Genomic DNA, 17,668 nt, shown 5'->3' on the forward strand with positions numbered 1-17,668 from the left:
CTTTGTTGTCACAGAGAGACTGTCGGCCGGGACTCTCCAGCGTTCGAGAGTTTTCGCGAGGAACTCTCGATGGCGTCGGCACGGTGGAGGGGTGGAGTCCGATTGAGTCGCCTACTGCGGTTCCAAGCGGACTTCGAGAATCCCGTTGTTGAACCACACGCGCGAGACGACCGGCGACTCCCACGGGATCACGATCCGTCCGACGACGGTTCCCTCTCGCTGGACGACGAGCTCGTTCGCCCGTGGGTCGATTCCGACCGAGACGTCGTCGATGGTCGCACCGGGGAGATCGGCGACGACGGTGAACACCCGGTCGTCGCGTCGCGTGTCGATCCGACACTCCTCGGACAGCGATCCGTCGTCTCGCGTCGTCGGATCGTTCCCCTCGACGCGCCGTGTCTCCTCTCGCTCCCCGCCAGGCGCATCCGTTTCGAGAGCGACCCGTTCGGACGCCGGGGGTCTGCTCACGTCGAGTTCCATCAGTGCGTCGAGGAGGTCCACGAGCGGTTGGAGCCCGAGCCCCAGTCGGATTCCACGCGGACGACCGTCGTCTTCCCGGTCCTCGTCTGGTCCGTTCTCGTCGTACGTCATAGCTACTCCTCGAGGCGGTCCTCGATGTTCTATGGGTACTGTTAGCAAACCTCGTCAAATAAAGCCGTCGACGACCTCGGTCGGTCTCACGCTCGCCGATGTCACTCCTCGACCGGCGGATACTCGATGCCGTACTCCGCGAGGAGCTCCCGGAACTCGTCTTCAGTCAGGACGGGAACGTCGTTCGCCTCGGCGTCGTCGCGCTTCGACCGACCGGGGTCGTCGCCGACGACGAGGTAGTCCGTGTTCCCCGAGACGCTCCCCGTCGCGTTCGCGCCGTACCGTTCGACGAGGTCCTGTGCCTCGCCGCGAGTGACCGAGAGCGACCCGGTGAAGACGAAGGTGAGGCCGTCGAGTTCGTCGAGGTCGTCGTCCGCGACGTCGACCGCCTGCGGCGTGACGAACTGGAGGAGGTCGTCGACGACCGCCGCGTTCTCCTCGTTGTCGAAGAACTCCCGGATCTTCTCGGCGACCGTCGGACCGACGTCCGGCACGTCCTGTAGCTCCGCCTCGCTCGCCGCCCTGACGGCCTCGAACGTCCCGAACGTCCGCGCGAGGCTGCGGGCGGTCGCCCCGCCGACGTCCGGGATGCCCAGCGCGGCGAGGAAGTTCGCCAGTTCGGGTTCGCGGGCGGCCTCGATCTCGCTCACCAGGTTCGCCGCGCTCGTCTCGCCCCACCCCTCCAACTCGGCCAGTTCGTCGCGGTCAAGCCGGTAGAGGTCCGGTAGTGTCTCGATCAGCCCGGCCTCGCGGAGCTGTTCGACACGCTCGCCGCCGAGTCCTTCGATGTCCAACCCGCCGCGACTGGCGTAGTGGTCGATGGCGCGCTCCAACTGCGCCTCACAGGCTAACCCGCCGGTGCAGAACGCGATAGGTCCGTCGCGCTCGACGTCGCTGCCGCAGACCGGACACGTCTCGGGGAACTGGTAGTGACCCTCGCTTCGCTTCTCGACGACCTCCGCGACCTGCGGGATGACGTCACCGGCGCGCTTCACGCGGACCGTGTCGCCGACGTTCACGTTCAGACTCTCGATCTCGTCGGGGTTGTGGAGCGTCGCCCGCGACACCGTCACGCCGCCGACGTCGACGGGGTCGAGCAGCGCGACGGGCGTCAGTCGTCCGGTCCGCCCGACCTGTACCACGACGTCCTGCACCGTCGTCACCTCCGCACGAGCGGGGAACTTGTAGGCGAACGCCCAGCGGATCGACCGCGACGTCGCCCCCAACTGTTCGCACTGCGCGCGGTCGTTGACCTTGATCACCGTCCCGTCGATCTCGTAGTTCAGGTCCTCGCGGCGCTGCTGCATCCGGTCGCGGTAGTCGATGGCGTCCTCGACGTCCTCGACGAGTTCGACGTCGTCGGTGGTCCGAAGCCCCCAGTCGTCGAGTCTCTCGTACTCGACCCAGTTGGTGTCGGGGCGCTCCGTCGCGTCCATCACGTCGTAGAAGAAACACTCCAGCGGTCTGTCGGCGACGACCGACGGGTCGAGTTGGCGCAGACTCCCCGCCGCCGCGTTCCGCGGGTTGGCGAAGGGGTCGTCGCCGTGCTCGATGCGCTCGCGGTTGTACGCCTGGAACGCGTCCCGCGGCATGTAGATCTCCCCGCGGACGGCGAGAAAGTCTGGGTGATCGCCACGGAGTCGCTGTGGGATCGAGCGGATCGTCCGTACCTGTGCGGTGACCTCGTCGCCCTCCTCTCCGTTTCCACGGGTGGCGGCGCGGGTGTACTGGCCGTCCTCGTAGACGATCTCCACGGAGAGACCGTCGAACTTCGGCTCGCAGACGTACTCGACGTCGCCCGCGTCGCCGACCCGTCGCCGCACGCGTTCGTCGAACGCGCGGACGTCGTCGGCCTCGCCGCTCTGGTCGATCGAGAGCATCGGCGCGACGTGTTCGACCGTGTCGAGTTCGTCGATCGGTTCGCCGCCGACGCGACGGGTCGGACTGTCCTCGGTCTGGAGGCCGAAGACGTCTTCCAGTTCCTGGAGTCGTGCGAAGAGGGCGTCGTAGGTCCGGTCGGCGACGATCGGGTCGTTCTCCACGTAGTAGCGGTGGTCGTGTTCGCGGATGGCCTCGCGGAGCAGTTCGGCTTCGTCCCGCGCCGTCTCCTTGTTCAACTCCTCGAGTGGGTCGAACGCCGTCGGCGGATCGTGTAGGTAGGGGTTGTCGCTCGTCGCCTGCTCGGTCATCGAGTGGAGTTGGTGGTGGCGGTCCTAAAGAACCCTCGTCCCACACCGCGGCGATGGGTGGCGTCGTAAAAGAATCCGTACATTGATACCCATGCAGTAATCCCCTTTCCTTGCGAAGTACTACCGAGAAGACGATGGATGGCAACACCCGACACCGACTCCTCGCAGTCGGTCTCTGCTGTTATCTGCTCGTGGTCGTCGCACTCCTCGGCCCGCTCGCCGACGTTGGGGCGTCGGCGGCGCCGCCGACGCCGGCGGCCGACGAGCAGATGGTTCCGGCAGCGGCCGACGAGCGGGGTCGTGCGGAGCCGAACGTCAAGTTCGTCCGGGTGTACGTCAACGGTAGCACGAGGCTCTGGCCGTACACGAGTCGCGGCCAGGACTTCGAGACGTTGACCCTCCCGATCAACGTGGTGTTCCGGGAGGACGCCGGGACCGTCCGTCGGCTGCTGGCCGCGAGCACGGCCGACTCCGACTCGCAGTGGCGGACGACGACGCCGGACAACGAGACGGTCGTCCTGAACGGGACGCGGACCAGGTGGGCCGACTCCGACGGTGCGCGTCGATACACGTACGTCCACACCGAGTCGGGCGGACGCTGGCTCGACGAGACGTACCAGCTCCACGACGGGACGTACTTCGGGACGCGGTACCATCTCCGACTCTACGACGGGGGATCAAAGAACAGGCCGTGGACTGCTGTGCAGGCCCACCACGAACACTGGGACTGGTTCAGACTCAGACACACGGTCGGGAGTCTCGCGAGAGCCCAGCAACACGTCGAGCAGGATTTCTACGGGACGCGGTATCTAGGTGACATCGAGCGGGAGCGGTACGCGAACGGCGGCATCATGGACGCCGACGGCTGGGTGACGATAATCGACCTCGTCGACTGGACGTTCGGCGGCCCCCAGTTCGCGCTCGCGCCAGCGGCGCTCGGTCTCCTCGCGGCGGTCTCCGACCGGTGGGACACCGTCCGCGAGACGGTCCGTGAGTCGGTGGTGACCGAACGACTCACCGGGCACCACGTCGGGCTGTTCGTCACGATGGCCGGCCTCCCGCTGGCGGTCCGACTCGCGAGCATCACGCTCGAACAGGAGACGCCGCTCGCCAGTTCTCCCAAGGTCATCGCGGCGCTGTTCTTCCCCGTCATCGCGTTCGGCATCCCCATCGTCGCGGGCATACTCGGAGAGCACCTCCGCGCTGACGACGGGTTCGTCGTCGCCGCCCTCGGGTTGGGGCTCGGGTTCCTCCTCGACTACTCGTTCCTCCAACTGACGGCACTCCCCATCGAAGTCGTCCTCCACCGGCTGACGCTCCTGTTCGCGGTCGGACTGATCGCGGCCGGCGGCGTCCGCTTGAGCGACGACGTGGTGGCGCGACACGGCTACACCCTCGTCGGTGCCTCGTTGTGGATGGCCGCCCTCTTCTGGTCGCTCTCGGGGTTCTGACACCCTCCCGTCGATTCGAGGGACGGAGATGCTTGCCGTAACTGCGGGTTATAAGAACATGGAGTAATATGCGCCACATACATGACTCGTGGTTTCCACACCCGGAGCCTCCACGCCGGACAGGAACCGGACCCTACGACGGGGGCGCGCGCTCCACCCATCTATCAGACGACGTCCTACGTGTTCGACGACGCCGACCACGCCGCAGACCTCTACGCGCTCGACCGCGAGGGTGACGTCTACTCGCGCATCTCGAACCCCACCGTCAGAACCCTCGAACGGCGACTCGCCTCGCTGGAAGGCGGCGTCGACGCCGTCGCCACCGCCGCGGGGATGGGCGCGTTCGACGCCGTAACGAGCGTCCTCGCCTCTGTCGGCGACAACGTCGTCGCCTCCGCCGACATGTACGGCGGCACCTCGACCTACCTCACGAAGATGGCCTCTCGGCGCGGCATCGAGACACGCGTCGTGGAGACACTCGACTACGACCAGTACGAGGAGGCCATCGACGACGACACCGCCTTCGTCCACGTCGAGACGGTCGCCAACCCCTCGCTCGTGACGCCCGACTTCGAGCGAGTCGCCGAGATCGCACACGACCACGCCGTCCCGCTCGTCGTCGACAACACCTTCGGCACGCCGGCGCTCTGTCGCCCCATCGAGCACGGCGCGGACGTCGTCTGGGAGTCGACGACGAAGTGGATCCACGGGTCGGGGACGACGGTGGGAGGCATCCTCGTCGACGGCGGCACCTTCCCGTGGGACCACGCCGACGCCGACTATCCCGAACTCTCCGGCGAGAACCCCGCGTTCGGGGTCGACTTCACCGAACGGTTCGGCGAGCGTGCCTTGGCGACGGCCGCCCGCCAGCGGGCGGTTCGCTCGCTCGGAAACCAGCAGTCGCCGTTCGACGCGTGGGTGACGCTCCAAGGTCTCGAAACGCTCCCGCTGCGGATGGAGAAACACTGCGAAAATGCGAGAGAAGTGGCCGAGTTCCTCCGGGACCACGAGGCGGTCGGCTGGGTGCTCTACCCCGGGTTCGACGACCACCAGACCCACGAGAACGCCTCGAAGTACCTGGAGGGTGGGTACGGCGGCATGATCACGTTCGGCCTCGCAGACGGGTTCGAGGCCTCCAAACGGCTCTGTGAGGAGGTCGACCTCGCCTCCTTCCTCGCGAACATCGGCGACGCGAAGACGCTCATCATCCACCCGGCGTCGACGACGCACGCCCAGTTGTCGGAGGAAGAACAGCGCGCCGGCGGCGTTCGCCCCGACATGCTCCGTCTCTCGGTCGGCATCGAGGACGCCGCAGACATCGTCGCCGACCTCGAACAGGGTATCGAGCGGGCGACCCGCTGACCATGCCGGTCGACACCGACGCCGCCGTCGCCGACCTCGGCGAGTTCCGGTTCGAGTGCGGCGAGTCCATCGAGAACCTCGAAGTCGCCTACGAGGCGTACGGCGAGTTCACCGGCGACAACGCGATACTCATCTGTCACGCACTCACCGGGAGTCAGAACGTCGCGAGTCACCGAACGCAGTGGGACCGCCAGTCGGGCGGCAGTTCCGGGCCGCCCAACAGCGCCGGACAGGCCCGGGCGTGGTGGTCTGACATCGTCGGGTCCGGGAAGGCCATCGACACCACGGAGTACTACGTCGTCTGTGCGAACGTCCCCGGTTCCTGTTACGGGACGTCGGGGCCGGCCAACGAGGCACCGGACGGAGAGCCGTACGGAACGCGGTTTCCACCGGTCTCCATCGGCGACTGGACGCGCGCACAGCGCCGCCTGCTCGATCACCTCGGCGTTGGGCGACTGCACGCCGTCGTCGGCGGTAGCGTCGGCGGGATGAACGCCCTCGACTGGGCGGTCCGCTACCCCGACGACGTCCAGTGCGTCGTCGCCGTCGCCGCGGCAGCCCGCCTCGACCCGCAGTGTCTCGCGCTCGACGGCATCGCCCGCCGCGCCATCACGACCGACCCGAACTGGCACGGCGGCGACTACTACGACGCCGAAACGGGGCCGACAGACGGGCTCGCGCTCGCGCGGCAGATCGGTCACGTGATGTACCTCTCGAAGTCGTCGATGGACCAGAAGTTCGGCCGCCGGGCCGCCGGTCGCGACATGGTCCGTGACACCTTCCCGAGCGACCCCGCGGCGGACTTCTTTCCCTACCGGGACATCGAGTCGTATCTCGACTATCAGGCCGAGAAGTTCGTCGACCGCTTCGACGCCAACTCGTATCTCTACCTGACGCGGGCGATGGACGACTACGACCTCTCGGAGGGGTACGAGTCCGACGCCGCCGCGCTCGCCGCCTTCGAGGGCGAGGCGCTGCTCATGTCGTTCACCGGTGACTGGCACTTCACGACCGAACAGTCCGAGACCGTCGCCGAGGCGTTCCGCGCCGACGACGTCCCGGTGGCCCACCACGTCGTCGAGAGCGACCACGGCCACGACGCGTTCCTCGTCGAGCCCGAGAACGTCGGCCCGCCGCTGCGTGACTTCCTTCACAACGGCGTCCGCGGCCAGGCGGTCACGGACACTGTCGCCGCCGACGGCGGGGACGACCCGGAGTTCGCACCCGTCCACACGAGTCTCTTCTCGGGATAGCTCCCTGCCGCAACCGGTTGCCTTTACTCGCACTCTCACACAGACACGACCATGAGCCAGTTCCCCGAGTTCGAGGTCGTCCCCGCCGTCGACATGCAGGACGGCGAGGTGGTCCAACTCGTCCAAGGAGAGCGCGGCACCGAGAAGACGTACGGCGACCCCGTCGAGGCAGCCGAACGCTGGGTCGACGAGGGCGCACGGACGCTCCACCTCGTCGACCTCGACGGCGCCTTCGAGGGCGAACGGAAGAACGCCCCCGCCGTCGACGCCATCCTCGACGCCGTCGACGTCGACGTCCAGCTGGGTGGCGGCATCCGCACGGCCGACGACGCTGTCGACCTGCTCGACCGCGGCGTCGACCGCGTGATCCTGGGGACTGCGGCGATCGAGCGGCCGGAGATCGTCGAGGAGATCTCGGAGAGCCATTCCGAGAGTGTGATGGTGAGTCTCGACGCGAAGGAGGGCGAGGTGGTCGTCTCCGGGTGGACCGAAGGGACGGGGCTCGACCCCGCCGAGGCGGCGACCCGCTACGAGGAGCTCGGCGCGGGGGCGATCCTGTTCACCGACGTCGACGTGGAAGGACAGTTGGATGGCGTCCAGACCGAGACGGTCCGGCGCGTCGTCGACGCCGTCGACATCCCGGTCGTCGCCTCGGGCGGGGTCGCGACGCTCGACGACGTCGCCGCACTCCGCGAGGCGGGCGCGGCGGCCGTCGTCGTCGGGACGGCGCTCTACGAGGGTCGGTTCACCCTCCGCGAAGCGCTGGCAGTCTGAGCGATCGAGGCGCGTCCGAGCGGGTCCGGCGGTCTACGCCGTTCGCCACACCGCTCTCCAGAGCGTCTGTGAGAGGCCCTTGACGCCCGCGACGAGTGACAGCAAGACGAGCGGCAGTCCGAACACGACCCCTTCGACCGTGAGCGAACTCACGAGGAGGACGCCGACGAAGAACGTCACTGCTGTCAACACGAGCCGTTTCATCGACCGTCGTTTAGAACTCCTGATATATCAATCTAGAGCAGACGCCCGTCAGACGATCGACCTGAGGCGGTCGTTGGCACGGACGCGCCGTCCAGAACGCCGACCCGTCATGTTCCTATTCTTTACTCTTCTCTGTATTTGACTATACGCTTCATTGACGTTTCCGACCCCGTCGCCGTCGACGACAACCCCTATATCGCCGGCGACCAACCGTCGGATATGACCGACCGAACCGCCTCGGTGTCCCGCGAGACCGCCGAGACGACCATCGACGTGACGCTCGCCGTCGACGGGTCGGGCGAGAGCGACGTCGACACCGGCGTCGGCTTCTTCGACCACATGCTCGAAGCGTTCGCCAAACACGGCCTGTTCGACCTGACGGTGGCCTGCGACGGCGACCTCCACATCGACGACCACCACACCGTCGAGGACGTCGCTATCGTCCTCGGGGAAGCGTTCGAGGCGGCACTCGGCGAGAAGCGGGGGATCGTCCGCTACGCCGACCGAAAAGTGCCGCTCGACGAGGCCGTCGCCTCGGTCGTCGTCGACGTCTCCGGCCGCCCCTTCTTCGACTTCGAGGGTGAGTTCTCCCAGGAATCGATCGGCGAGTTCACCAGTCACATGGCCGAACACTTCGCGATGTCGCTGGCGATGAACGCGGGACTGACGCTCCACGTCGCTGTCGAGGGCGACAACGCTCACCACGAGGTGGAGGCGACGTTCAAGGCGCTCGCCCGGAGTCTCGACGACGCCACCCGCATCGACGAGCGTCGCGCCGACGACACGCCGAGTACGAAGGGCGAACTGTAGGCCGCCCACCCCCGCCCGGGCTCTCGTGTCTACCGATACGGAGCGCCGCCTGTAGTTTTATAGCTCCCAACCGAACGACGGGGCGTGACCGACGCAACCGACTCCCGTCACGACCGAGTCACCCGCCATCCGACGCCCGGCCCGCGCAACTCGCTGCAGTCGTGGACGACGGCCCGCTCGCCGCTCGTCGTCGCCCGCAACTACCTGCTCGTGTGGCTCGTCCGCATCTCGCCGAGCCTCCGACTCAAGAACCACCTGCTGCGAGCGATGGGGGTCACCGTCGGGACCGGCGTCTCGTGGGGGCTCGAGGCCACGCCGGACGTCTTCTGGCCGAACCTCGTCACGCTCGAGGACCACGCCATCGTCGGCTACGACGCGACGCTGCTGTGTCACGAGTTCCTCCAAGACGAGTACCGAACCGGCGAGGTCGTCGTCGGCGAGCGCGCGATGATCGGCGCAGGTGCCGTCGTCCTCCCGGGCGTCACTGTCGGCGCGGGCGCGCAGGTCGCCGCCAACTCGCTCGTGACGAAGGACGTCCCGCCGGGTGCGACGGTCGCCGGCGTGCCGGCCGAGGAGATGGGCGAGGAGGCCGACGTCGATCTCGTCGACGAGTGAGAACGAGAACGCCGGGACGGCCGCCGACTACCGGATGCGGACGACGCCCTCGTCGAACACCTTCTGGTTCGGGATGATGTACTCCTCGCCGTCGGTCTCGATCCGTGTGACGAACACGTCCACCTCTTGGACGATTCCGTTGCGCTCGCCGATGCGGATCTCGTCGCCGATGCCGTAGGTCTGCGTGAGAAGCAGGTAGGTACCTGCAGCCCCCGACTGGAGCATCGGGCGGAACGCGACGAGGCTGAACAGGACGACCGCCAGCGCGTAGACGGCGAGCAGGACGATGAGTGCGAGCGTAGCGACCCCGACCTGACTCAGTGCGATGAGCGCCGCGACGTAGAAGACGCTGTACTTCGCGAGTCGGGGGAGGAAGTTCACCTCGGGGACCTTGATGCTGCGCAGTCGCTCCTGGACGAGCAGTTCGACCTTGTCGCCGACGACGATGCCGACGATGAGGATGAGGACGGCGAGGAACAACCCGGGGAGGAAGCCGACGACGCCGCTCCAGAACAGCGTCGTGTACTCGATCTGCGCCACCGTGAGTGCGACGAACAGCGTGAGCAGGAAGACGAAGTAGCCGCTCAACTTCGCGACGATGGAGACCGTCGACGTACCGAGTTCGTGGGCCATCCGCTCGAAAGCGGTCCCCTCGATGGCACGAGGGACGCCCGCCCGTTCGAGGAGCCGGCGGTTGACGACGGTGACGACGTAGCTCAGGAGGATGCCGATGAAGAGGACGACGAGCGCGAGCCACCACCGCGGGGGGATGTCGGTGAGGACCTGCTCGACTTGCATCTCAGTACTCCTCCGGGTCGATCTCGAGGACGAGCTTTCCGCCCTTGAACGCCCGGACGAGACCGTCCGACTCCGAGAGAACGATAGCCGTCGCGTTGGTGTCGCGGGTGATGGCACCGCCGGCCATGTGCCGTGCACCGAGTCCCTTCGGGATGTCGACGCCCTCGGCGGACGGTTCGAGGTAGCGGTACGCCGAGACGATCTTTCCCGAGTCGCTGACGACGAACGCGCCGTCGAGCCGCGAGAACTCCTTGAGCATCACGTTGACGATGGGGTCGCCGACGTGGACGTGGGACTTCTCGAAGGGGTTGTACGACAGCGGTCGGGACTTGTTCATCACCTTCCCCGCGTCGCCGACGACGAACAGCGCGCCGACGGGTTTCCCCTTCTGTCCCTTCTTTCCGAGTTCGATGGCGACCTCGAAGACGTCACGGATGACGCCGGGGTCTGCCCGGGAGTTGACGAAGAGGTCGTAGACGCCCGAGCGCATCGACTCGCCGACGCGGACCCGGACGACGGTGTCGATGTCGCCGCCGAACGTCGAGACGACGCAGGCGACGACGTCGCCCTCCTCGAACAGCCCGCGGTCCATCGACCCCTCGATCGAGAACTTCACGCGGTCGCGGACGTTGTCGAACTCGAGCGGGAGCTCGACGAACGTCTCCGCGCCGACAGTGTTCTCCGGTGCGACGACGACGAGATCCTCCTCGAGATCGGTGAACTGTTCGTAGTACGAGCCGCTCGGGGAGAAGAGAAACACGCCGTCGACGTCCGCCACGAGGTCTGCGAGAAGTTCGCTCAACGTCGCCATTGTCACGTACCTTTCAGGGGACGGGGAAAAAGCTTTGCGAGCGACTGTCGACGGCGCTGACGACCCGTCTCGTCCCGCCGACCCGTGAGCCGGCCAGTGGTTTCGCCGTCGCTCGTCGGCGATACGTGCAGACGAGCGTCACAAAAAACGAGTCGACTCCGGTGTGTGAATTTATCTCTTACAACGCGTCGCTCGGGGGCGAGCGTCGGTGACGTCAGGGCGCCGACTGCCGTCGCAGATGGAAGGTGAACGCCGTCCCACGGGGATCGTTCGGTTCGACGGTGATCCGACCGCTGTACTCGGCCATCAGTTCGGAGACGAAGAAGAGGTCGATCCCCTGACCGTGACGGACCTGGTCGGGTTCTTCGAGTCCGAGCACCAGATCGAGTTCGCCCTCGGCGATCCCCGGCCCGTTGTCGGCGACGACCGCCTCGACGTTCCGTTCGTCGGCGGCCATCGACACCTCGACCCGCGGCGCCTCGGCGTCGTTGTGCTCGACGGCGTTCTCGAGGACCGCTTCGAACGCCTTCGCGAGCGCCGAGTTGGCCGCGGCGTAGACGTCGAGAACGTCGTCGACGACGAACGTCGCGTGCGGCGAGGAGGGCGACTTCTCCTCGGGCGTCATCGTCTACGCGCTCCGACACGGCATCGTCACCGTCGAGGAACTCCGGAGCGACGACCCCGAGACGAAAGCCGAACTCGCCGAGCGGATCCGCGACCATCAAGTCGAGGAGTACTTCCTGACCGAGTGGGAGACCCGGTACAGCAGTCTCAAGAGCGGTCGGCTGGAGGCGACGTCCGTCGACCTCGGGTCGTTCGTCGAGGGGATGAAGATGGTGTTGACGTACCATCTGGCGAGTCGGGGACGGAAATGAGCGTTCGGAGATGCGTGCGAGCGGATCGTGAACCACGGTCACTCACTGCGTTCGTTCCCCAGCACAAATCCGCTCGTTGCGCATACACGTCTCTCACTGGCGTTCGGGACAGTATGCGTGGGACCGGATTTGAACCGGCGGACTCCTACGAGACAGCGTCCTAAGCGCTGCGCCGTTTCCTGGCTTGGCTACCCACGCGCGTTCCGTGCTACAGGAAACACGAGTAAGAAGCTATCGTTCGAGCCGTCGCCGACGGTTTATATGCCATCGCGCCGAACGCAGAGGTATGTATCGCGCTCGTGACCAGGTGGACAACGAGGAGTGGCTGGCCGCCATCGACCGCGCGAGCGACAGCCTCGAACTCGGGTCGGAGGCGCGCTCGAACGCCACCGATCTCTTCTTGACGCACGTCCCCGACGCCGACCGGTCGAAACCGGCCACGGCCGCCGCGAGCATCTACGCCGGCGCGCTCATCGCCGGCGAGGAACGCTCCCAGACCGCCGTCGCCGACGCGATGGGCGTGACGCGACTCAGCGTCCAGCAACGGTGGAAAGGTATCCTCGACGACGCCGGCTTTCGACCCCCGAGTTGGTGACGACCCGAGTTGGTGAGCGACGTCAGTCCATCCGCGTCTTCTCGCGACCGTCGGAGTGCGGCGTCAGGTTGCCGTGTTCGTCGATCTCGCCCATGACGATGCGGGTCGAGGAGATGCGGTCGCCGTCCTCGGCGGGGACGTGTTCGACGATCTCGAGTCGGAGCGGCGGCAACCCCTTTTCTTCGCGAATCTCGTTGACACGTTCGCCGCCGCCCACCGTCTCCGGTGAGACGATGAGGGCGTCGAACCCCGCCTCGGTGGCGATGCCGGTCGGTTCCTCGAGTCTCCGAACCGAGAACTCGCGGTCGTGGCGGTCGGCGAACGTGGCGAGTTCGGCCCGCAGGTCGCGCTCTCGCTCGTCGTAGGGACGGACGAACCGGTCGACGTGTCTCGTCTTCGGGGCGAGTTCGTCGGACGTGAGTCCGACCGTCACGTCGCCGAGTGCGAACGCCCGGTCGAACAGCGCGCGGTGACCGTCGTGGATCGGGTCGAAAGTCCCGCCGAGCGCGACGTTCATATCTCGGCGTAGATGCGGTAGAACTTAAACCGGTCGGGTGACCGATGCCGACTCCTCGCTCCGAGTGGGGCCGTCTATTGTTCCGTCTCGTCGCCGCGGACGGTGATCGTCACCGGTCCGTCCTCGCCGTCTCGGTCCTCGTCGTCGAGTCGCCGATCGAGGTTAAACACCGTGTTCAGCTGCTCTTGGACCTGACCGACCGCACCGCGGACGAGGTCGCTCGGGGCGATCGCCTCGTACTCGTAGGGGTTGTTGCCCGCGCCGGCGCTCTGGCGTTTCTGCCGCGAGACGATCTCCTCGTCGTGGAGCTCCGCGAGCGCCTCCCGGACGGTCGACGGGTAGAGCCCGGTCCCGTCGGCGATCTCCTCGCTCGTGCTCTCGGGGTGTTTCCGGAGGTAGACGTAGATACGGGCCCGCGTCTCGGTGTCGAGTAGCCACGCCAGCAGGTCGACCACGCTCTGGTCGAACTCCTCGACGGCCCGGTCGGCGCTCTCCTCGATCCGCTCGCGTGCCGTGCGGACCTCGTCGGTCGCGGTCTCGTCTCCGGAGTCGGTCTCGTCGCGGGGGTCGTCAGGAGCGTCATCTGCAGCCATGTGTTCTGCACCGCAGGTCAGAACTACGCCGGGAAAAACGTTTGCTTGTCGTGAGCACCGGGTTTCAGAGTAGAACGGACCTGCAGAGCGCGTCGACGCCCTCGTCGTCGTGGATGCGACGCTGTCGTTCGGCACCGCTCTCCCGGTCGAAGAGATCACGGAGCCCCGAGACGCCGAGTCGGTCGCACTCGTCGTCGACGAACGTCGCGAGGTCGACCGTCTCCTCCGAGGATTGGTCGACGAAACTGGCCTCACGACCGTAGCGCATCGCCCGCCACTTGTTCTCGTCGAGCAGCTCGCGGCGGATATCGGTGCCCGATTCGCCGTCCTCGTACCGTTCGGCGAGGTCCATCACGAGCGCGTGGACGTACTCGACGAACGCGAAGACGACCTCGGGGTCCGACTGTCCGTCCGGCGTCCGGACCTCGACCGTCCCATGGCCGGTGTGCGGGCGGACGTCGTACCAGAGTTCGCCGCGGTCGTTGATCGAGCCGAGTTCGACCATCCGGCGTTCGAACCGCTGGAACGCCTCGAAATCCTCGAACGCCGTCGGCATCCCCGTGTTGGGGAGTCCCTCGAAGATCTTCGCCCGCGCCGACTGGAGACCGGTGTCGAACCCGTTCCAGTACGGCGAGTTCGCCGACAGTGCCAGCATCGGCGGGAGATACCACCGGAGTTCGTTGGCGATCCACGTCGCCTTGTCGGCGTCGTCGACGCCGACGTGGACGTGGAAGCCGGCCGTCGTGTTCCGGTGCTGCGGGTACTGGATCCGGTCGAGCTGTGCGCGGTAGCGGTCCTTCTGTGCGTGGTCGAGTTCGCGCCACTTGGCCATCGGATGCAGCCCCGCGCCCGCGATCCGGTAGCCGTGGTTCTCGGCGTGTTCGACGAGTGCGTCTCTGACAGACGAGATCGCCTCGGAAGCGTCGTCGAGGCGTTCGATGAGCGGCGTCTGCGTCTCGATGGTGAACTGGAACAGTTCGTGGTCGAGGCGTCCCACGAGCGGTTCCGGGGGGTCGTCGTCCCCGTACACAAGATCGTCGATCCCCGAGGTCGGCCGTCCCGTGTCGTCGACAATGTAGAACTCCTCTTCGACTCCGAGCGTTCCGAGCCGCGTGAACGACTCCGGCGACCCTAACTCCATTGCCCGCTCCTTCGAGTCGGCCCATTAAATAGGTCTTGGCATCGCGAGCACGGCGTGTAGCCCCGCTCGCGTCACCTGTACGTGGCGTCGAAGAACGCCACCTCGAGGTGGACGGCCCGCGTGAAAAGCGAGGCGACGCGTCGCTGTCGACGCGGGGCGAGCGTCGGACCCAGCGCGTCGAGTTCGTCGCGGAGCCACGAGACGAAGGCCGCGAACGCCGGGTCGTCGTGGAGCGTCACCCACTCCCGGTAGTAGAACGGTTCGTCGGGCGCGTCGACCGACTCCGCCCAGGTGAGATACACCCACTCGACCGGGAGCAACACCGCGAGCGTCTCGGCGTAGTCGCCGGTCGTCGCCGCACGACAGAGCAGGTCCCGCAGCGCCGCGGTCGGTTCAGCCAGCGGCGGGTTCTCGTAGCGGTCGGGGACGACGCCCAGCGCCTCGAACGACCGCTCGAAGTAATCGTCCTCCTCGTCGGTGACCGTGTCGAGGAACTCGACGAGTCGGCGTTTCTGTCTCATCGTCGGTGCTTGTCCGACACCGTAGCCGACGAGGCTGACGAGCGTGTCGACGAAAGCGTAGTCCTGGACGAGGTAGTCGGCGTAGGCGTCGGGGTCGAGCGACCCGTCGGCGAGATCGCGGGTGAACGGATGCGTCGTCGCCTCCGTCCACGCCGGTTCCGACCGGGCGCGGAGCCACTCGGTGAACCGCGTCTCGTCGCTCTCGTCGAAGTCGGTGAACCCGGAGACGGTCACACCGACCACCCCTCTAACTGCCAGGCGGCGTCCCAGAACTCGTACTCGTAGCGCGCCGACGTGAGAAACAGCTCCCGGTAGCGCTCGCGGTCCTCGGGGGTCGACGACGCCGCCACGTCGTCCATCAGTTCCTTGCACCACTCGGTGAGTTCGGTGAACTCGTCGCTGCTGTAGGTTCGCACCCACTCGGCGTACCGCTCCTCGTCGGGGAGGCCGTCCTCGCGGAGTCGGAGCCCGGTGTCGTTGAACCCCCACATACAGGGGAGGAGCGCGGCGACGAGGTCGCCGAACGTCCCCAGCGCGGCGGTCCGGACCAGAAAGTCGGTGTAGCCTCGCGTGGTCGGCGACGCCGCCGTCTCCTCTAGGTCCGTCTCGGTGATGCCGAAGTCGGCGGCGTACTCCCGGTGGAGCTCCATCTCGGTGTGGAGCGTCTCCGAGAGCAGCGTCGCGAACGTCTCCATCCGGTCCAGCGTCGGTGCCTGTGCCGCTCCGAGCGCGAACAGACGACAGTAGTCGACGAGGTAGACGTAGTCCTGTCGCAGCCAGTATCGGAACCGCTCTTCGTCGAGCGTCCCGTCGCCGATGCCTTCGACCATCGGGTGGTCGTAGATGGCCGTCCAGATCTCGTCGGCGTCGTCGCGGAGGCTGTCGGTGAACGCCATAGCCGAGCGTTCGCGCCGACGACCAAAGTACCACCGGATAGTACAACTATAGAATACCAGTGCGAGAGGGAGGGAAAAAGCGAGCGGCGCTACCGGGGGCGGGCGACGACGCTGAGGTGGTCGTCGTGGAACCGGTCCAACCGAGCGGTCTCCAGTATCTCGAAGTGCTCTGCGAGTTCGTCGAGAACGTCGTCGAAGACGTCCGCGGGGTCGGCGGTCACGTCCTCACTGCGGGCCTTGATCGCCGCGAGCAGTCGGCCGTCCTCGCGGAGGAACTGCGCGTTGCGGGCGGCGACCTGTGCCTGCCCGCGAGTGGCGACGTCCTGGACGACGACGTCGACGTCGGCCTCGACGACGTGTGCGTAGCTCTCGGGTTTGCGAGCGTCCTTCAGGAGCGGAAAGAGGTTCTCGCGGTCCTCGGCGACGGCGACGAGGTCGCGGACGGGTCGGGGGGCGAACTCGACGGCGTAGGTCGGGCCGGCGAGGTCTGCGACGTGCGAGACGGTCGTCCCGCTCGCCGCGCCGAGGTAGAGCACCGTCTCGCCACCGCCGAGACCGGTATCCATCCCGAGTTCGAGCATTGCGCCGAGCTTCGACCGCCCTGCGTCCCAGACACGCCAGTCGCCGTCGGTCGGTTCGCCGTAGACCGGGAGTCCTCGCGTCGCGAGTCGGTCTCGCCCGTCGAAGCTTCGGCGTTCGACGCCTGCGGGAAGATCGTCGGGCCGTTCGTCGCTCATTCGTCGTCACCCCCTTCGCCGCGGGCGCGGATCGTCTCGATACGTTCCCGCAGGTCGTCGTGAAGCTCCCCCTTGAACTCGCCGCCGTAGTGGTCGACGCGGGCGGCGAGCGTGAGTTTCCCGGCGAACGCGCGGGCGGCGGACCCGCGGTCCTCACTCCGCGTCCCGCGGACGTACTCGTGAGTGAAGATGACACCGTGTTTCGGCGACGTCGCACGTCCTGCGAGGTGGGCGAACAGGGCGTCTTCGGCCCCGAGCACCTGCACCGTCCCGCTGGGTTTCTTCGCCAGTTCGTCGAGACCGCCGGCCAGCGACATGAGTCGGGCGGCGAGCACCGGACCGGCCATCTCCGCGAGGTTCGGCGCGACGTCGGGCGCGCGGCGCTCGATGAACTCTCGGAGGTCGTCGGCCTCGTCGGCGAGGTCGGCGACGCGACCAGCGAAGGAGACGACCGGCTCCTCGGCCGGCGACTCGGGGTTTCGCGTCGCTAGCTCACGTGCGTAGTCGACGCCCGTTCCGGCGTCGTCGAACAGCGTCCCCGCCCACTCCGCGAGGCGCTCGGCGAGTTCGTTGGCCGTCCGTTCGGCGTCGTCCATCGCGCGGACGGCGTGGACGAGCTGTTTGTCGTCGGCGCGTTCGCGTTCGACGACGGCCGCGCGGGCGGCAGCGATCGTCGCCTCGCGGAGCGTCGCGTAGTACGCCTCCTCGTCGGGCACGAAGCCTGCCTCGACGGCCAGCGTCGGCCAGTCGGCCGGGGCGTCGGCGCTTCCCTCTCGGATGCGCGTCGCCGCTTCGTCGGTCTCGTCGGGGTCGCCGGAAGAGAGGCCGGCGAACCACGCGTCGGTCGTCATGGGTAGGAGTTCTCGCCCCCGGGATTAAACGTGCCTCGTTCGGTCGCTCCGGTCGACGACGCCACCCCAACTGTGAGGAGACAT

20 protein-coding genes and 1 tRNA gene are annotated in these 17,668 nt (G+C 67.1%); 7 read left to right on the forward strand and 14 right to left on the reverse strand.

Going from position 1 to position 17,668, the window contains the following annotated elements; translation table 11 throughout:
- Positions 1-111: 111 nt before the first annotated feature.
- Both gvpH and ligA read right to left on the reverse strand, forming a co-directional pair.
- Positions 112-591 (reverse strand): gas vesicle protein GvpH, encoded by a 480-nt coding sequence (gvpH, locus tag BSG17_RS13285; protein ID WP_211609136.1) that lies wholly within the window; start codon positions 589-591, stop codon positions 112-114.
- A 101-nt stretch (positions 592-692) separates the two neighbouring features.
- Positions 693-2,780 carry an NAD-dependent DNA ligase LigA gene (gene ligA, locus BSG17_RS13290; protein WP_089824870.1) on the reverse strand — a complete coding sequence of 696 codons (2,088 nt, stop codon included), beginning with the start codon at positions 2,778-2,780 and terminating at the stop codon, positions 693-695.
- 134 nt (positions 2,781-2,914) lie between these two features.
- Between ligA and BSG17_RS13295 the strand changes: the two genes are divergently transcribed.
- The 4 genes from BSG17_RS13295 to hisA all read left to right on the forward strand — a co-directional run bounded on the left by BSG17_RS13295 (position 2,915) and on the right by hisA (position 7,620).
- On the forward strand, positions 2,915-4,231 hold the full coding sequence (locus BSG17_RS13295; RefSeq protein WP_089824872.1) for a hypothetical protein: 1,317 nt from the start codon (positions 2,915-2,917) through the stop codon (positions 4,229-4,231).
- A gap of 81 nt (positions 4,232-4,312) precedes the next feature.
- Positions 4,313-5,593: an O-acetylhomoserine aminocarboxypropyltransferase/cysteine synthase family protein gene (locus tag BSG17_RS13300; protein WP_089824874.1), complete on the forward strand. Its 1,281-nt coding sequence runs from the start codon at positions 4,313-4,315 to the stop codon at positions 5,591-5,593.
- 2 nt (positions 5,594-5,595) lie between these two features.
- Positions 5,596-6,846, forward strand: a complete 1,251-nt coding sequence (gene metX, locus BSG17_RS13305; protein WP_089824876.1) for a homoserine O-acetyltransferase MetX — start codon at positions 5,596-5,598, stop codon at positions 6,844-6,846.
- Between the two features lie 51 nt (positions 6,847-6,897).
- Entirely contained in the window at positions 6,898-7,620 is a 723-nt protein-coding gene (gene hisA, locus BSG17_RS13310; protein WP_089824878.1) for a 1-(5-phosphoribosyl)-5-[(5-phosphoribosylamino)methylideneamino]imidazole-4-carboxamide isomerase, read from the forward strand.
- A 33-nt stretch (positions 7,621-7,653) separates the two neighbouring features.
- Here hisA and BSG17_RS27050 read toward each other — a convergent pair whose 3' ends face one another.
- Positions 7,654-7,824 carry a hypothetical protein gene (locus tag BSG17_RS27050; RefSeq protein WP_170864803.1) on the reverse strand — a complete coding sequence of 57 codons (171 nt, stop codon included), beginning with the start codon at positions 7,822-7,824 and terminating at the stop codon, positions 7,654-7,656.
- A gap of 219 nt (positions 7,825-8,043) precedes the next feature.
- On the opposite strand from BSG17_RS27050, the gene hisB reads away from it, so the two are divergent.
- Together hisB and BSG17_RS13320 are read left to right on the forward strand one after the other, a co-directional pair.
- Complete coding sequence (gene hisB, locus BSG17_RS13315) at positions 8,044-8,634, forward strand: imidazoleglycerol-phosphate dehydratase HisB (protein WP_089825081.1); 591 nt, start codon at positions 8,044-8,046, stop codon at positions 8,632-8,634.
- Between the two features lie 84 nt (positions 8,635-8,718).
- A complete protein-coding gene (locus BSG17_RS13320) occupies positions 8,719-9,249 on the forward strand; it encodes an acyltransferase (protein ID WP_089824880.1) in 531 nt (176 codons plus the stop codon).
- 27 nt (positions 9,250-9,276) lie between these two features.
- Here the strand turns inward: BSG17_RS13320 and BSG17_RS13325 are convergent, their stop codons facing one another.
- From BSG17_RS13325 to BSG17_RS13340, 4 genes are all read right to left on the reverse strand, one after another.
- Positions 9,277-10,047: a mechanosensitive ion channel domain-containing protein gene (locus tag BSG17_RS13325; protein WP_089824881.1), complete on the reverse strand. Its 771-nt coding sequence runs from the start codon at positions 10,045-10,047 to the stop codon at positions 9,277-9,279.
- Position 10,048: 1 nt separating this feature from the next.
- A complete protein-coding gene (gene dacZ / locus BSG17_RS13330) occupies positions 10,049-10,858 on the reverse strand; it encodes a diadenylate cyclase (protein ID WP_089824883.1) in 810 nt (269 codons plus the stop codon).
- Between the two features lie 214 nt (positions 10,859-11,072).
- Positions 11,073-11,483, reverse strand: coding sequence for an ATP-binding protein (locus BSG17_RS13335; RefSeq protein WP_089824885.1), 411 nt, complete (start codon positions 11,481-11,483; stop codon positions 11,073-11,075).
- A 364-nt stretch (positions 11,484-11,847) separates the two neighbouring features.
- Positions 11,848-11,931 (reverse strand) — tRNA-Leu (locus tag BSG17_RS13340).
- A gap of 88 nt (positions 11,932-12,019) precedes the next feature.
- On the opposite strand from BSG17_RS13340, the gene BSG17_RS13345 reads away from it, so the two are divergent.
- Positions 12,020-12,328 (forward strand): cyclin family protein, encoded by a 309-nt coding sequence (locus BSG17_RS13345; RefSeq protein WP_089824887.1) that lies wholly within the window; start codon positions 12,020-12,022, stop codon positions 12,326-12,328.
- A gap of 22 nt (positions 12,329-12,350) precedes the next feature.
- Here BSG17_RS13345 and BSG17_RS13350 read toward each other — a convergent pair whose 3' ends face one another.
- The 7 genes from BSG17_RS13350 to BSG17_RS13380 form a co-directional block, all read right to left on the reverse strand.
- A complete protein-coding gene (locus tag BSG17_RS13350; protein ID WP_089824888.1) occupies positions 12,351-12,845 on the reverse strand; it encodes a phosphopantetheine adenylyltransferase in 495 nt (164 codons plus the stop codon).
- A gap of 74 nt (positions 12,846-12,919) precedes the next feature.
- Positions 12,920-13,438, reverse strand: coding sequence for a winged helix-turn-helix domain-containing protein (locus BSG17_RS13355; protein WP_089824890.1), 519 nt, complete (start codon positions 13,436-13,438; stop codon positions 12,920-12,922).
- A gap of 64 nt (positions 13,439-13,502) precedes the next feature.
- Positions 13,503-14,579, reverse strand: a complete 1,077-nt coding sequence (locus BSG17_RS13360) for a glutamate--cysteine ligase (protein WP_089824892.1) — start codon at positions 14,577-14,579, stop codon at positions 13,503-13,505.
- A gap of 71 nt (positions 14,580-14,650) precedes the next feature.
- Entirely contained in the window at positions 14,651-15,334 is a 684-nt protein-coding gene (locus BSG17_RS13365; RefSeq protein ID WP_170864804.1) for a TenA family protein, read from the reverse strand.
- Entirely contained in the window at positions 15,331-15,996 is a 666-nt protein-coding gene (gene tenA / locus BSG17_RS13370; protein ID WP_089824896.1) for a thiaminase II, read from the reverse strand. The genes BSG17_RS13365 and tenA overlap by 4 nt, the downstream gene beginning before the upstream one ends.
- A gap of 89 nt (positions 15,997-16,085) precedes the next feature.
- Positions 16,086-16,733, reverse strand: coding sequence for a fibrillarin-like rRNA/tRNA 2'-O-methyltransferase (locus BSG17_RS13375; RefSeq protein ID WP_089824898.1), 648 nt, complete (start codon positions 16,731-16,733; stop codon positions 16,086-16,088).
- Complete coding sequence (locus BSG17_RS13380; RefSeq protein WP_089824900.1) at positions 16,730-17,584, reverse strand: NOP5/NOP56 family protein; 855 nt, start codon at positions 17,582-17,584, stop codon at positions 16,730-16,732. The genes BSG17_RS13375 and BSG17_RS13380 overlap by 4 nt, the downstream gene beginning before the upstream one ends.
- Between the last annotated feature and the right edge of the window lie 84 nt (positions 17,585-17,668).

The sequence above is a fragment of the Halogranum amylolyticum genome, assembly GCF_900110465.1.
Lineage (GTDB): Archaea > Halobacteriota > Halobacteria > Halobacteriales > Haloferacaceae > Halogranum > Halogranum amylolyticum.

Bases quoted from the DNA above. Each gene is read 5' to 3' on its own strand.
- BSG17_RS13375 (WP_089824898.1), bottom strand. From the start codon at position 16,733: ATGAGCGACGAACGGCCCGACGATCTTCCCGCAGGCGTCGAACGCCGA.
- ligA (WP_089824870.1), bottom strand. From the start codon at position 2,780: ATGACCGAGCAGGCGACGAGCGACAACCCCTACCTACACGATCCGCCG.
- BSG17_RS27050 (WP_170864803.1), bottom strand. From the start codon at position 7,824: ATGAAACGGCTCGTGTTGACAGCAGTGACGTTCTTCGTCGGCGTCCTC.
- BSG17_RS13350 (WP_089824888.1), bottom strand. From the start codon at position 12,845: ATGAACGTCGCGCTCGGCGGGACTTTCGACCCGATCCACGACGGTCAC.
- hisB (WP_089825081.1), top strand. From the start codon at position 8,044: ATGACCGACCGAACCGCCTCGGTGTCCCGCGAGACCGCCGAGACGACC.
- BSG17_RS13295 (WP_089824872.1), top strand. From the start codon at position 2,915: ATGGATGGCAACACCCGACACCGACTCCTCGCAGTCGGTCTCTGCTGT.
- BSG17_RS13345 (WP_089824887.1), top strand. From the start codon at position 12,020: ATGTATCGCGCTCGTGACCAGGTGGACAACGAGGAGTGGCTGGCCGCC.
- BSG17_RS13335 (WP_089824885.1), bottom strand. From the start codon at position 11,483: ATGACGCCCGAGGAGAAGTCGCCCTCCTCGCCGCACGCGACGTTCGTC.
- hisA (WP_089824878.1), top strand. From the start codon at position 6,898: ATGAGCCAGTTCCCCGAGTTCGAGGTCGTCCCCGCCGTCGACATGCAG.
- BSG17_RS13300 (WP_089824874.1), top strand. From the start codon at position 4,313: ATGACTCGTGGTTTCCACACCCGGAGCCTCCACGCCGGACAGGAACCG.
- BSG17_RS13325 (WP_089824881.1), bottom strand. From the start codon at position 10,047: ATGCAAGTCGAGCAGGTCCTCACCGACATCCCCCCGCGGTGGTGGCTC.
- BSG17_RS13360 (WP_089824892.1), bottom strand. From the start codon at position 14,579: ATGGAGTTAGGGTCGCCGGAGTCGTTCACGCGGCTCGGAACGCTCGGA.
- gvpH (WP_211609136.1), bottom strand. From the start codon at position 591: ATGACGTACGACGAGAACGGACCAGACGAGGACCGGGAAGACGACGGT.
- tenA (WP_089824896.1), bottom strand. From the start codon at position 15,996: ATGGCGTTCACCGACAGCCTCCGCGACGACGCCGACGAGATCTGGACG.
- BSG17_RS13355 (WP_089824890.1), bottom strand. From the start codon at position 13,438: ATGGCTGCAGATGACGCTCCTGACGACCCCCGCGACGAGACCGACTCC.
- dacZ (WP_089824883.1), bottom strand. From the start codon at position 10,858: ATGGCGACGTTGAGCGAACTTCTCGCAGACCTCGTGGCGGACGTCGAC.
- metX (WP_089824876.1), top strand. From the start codon at position 5,596: ATGCCGGTCGACACCGACGCCGCCGTCGCCGACCTCGGCGAGTTCCGG.
- BSG17_RS13380 (WP_089824900.1), bottom strand. From the start codon at position 17,584: ATGACGACCGACGCGTGGTTCGCCGGCCTCTCTTCCGGCGACCCCGAC.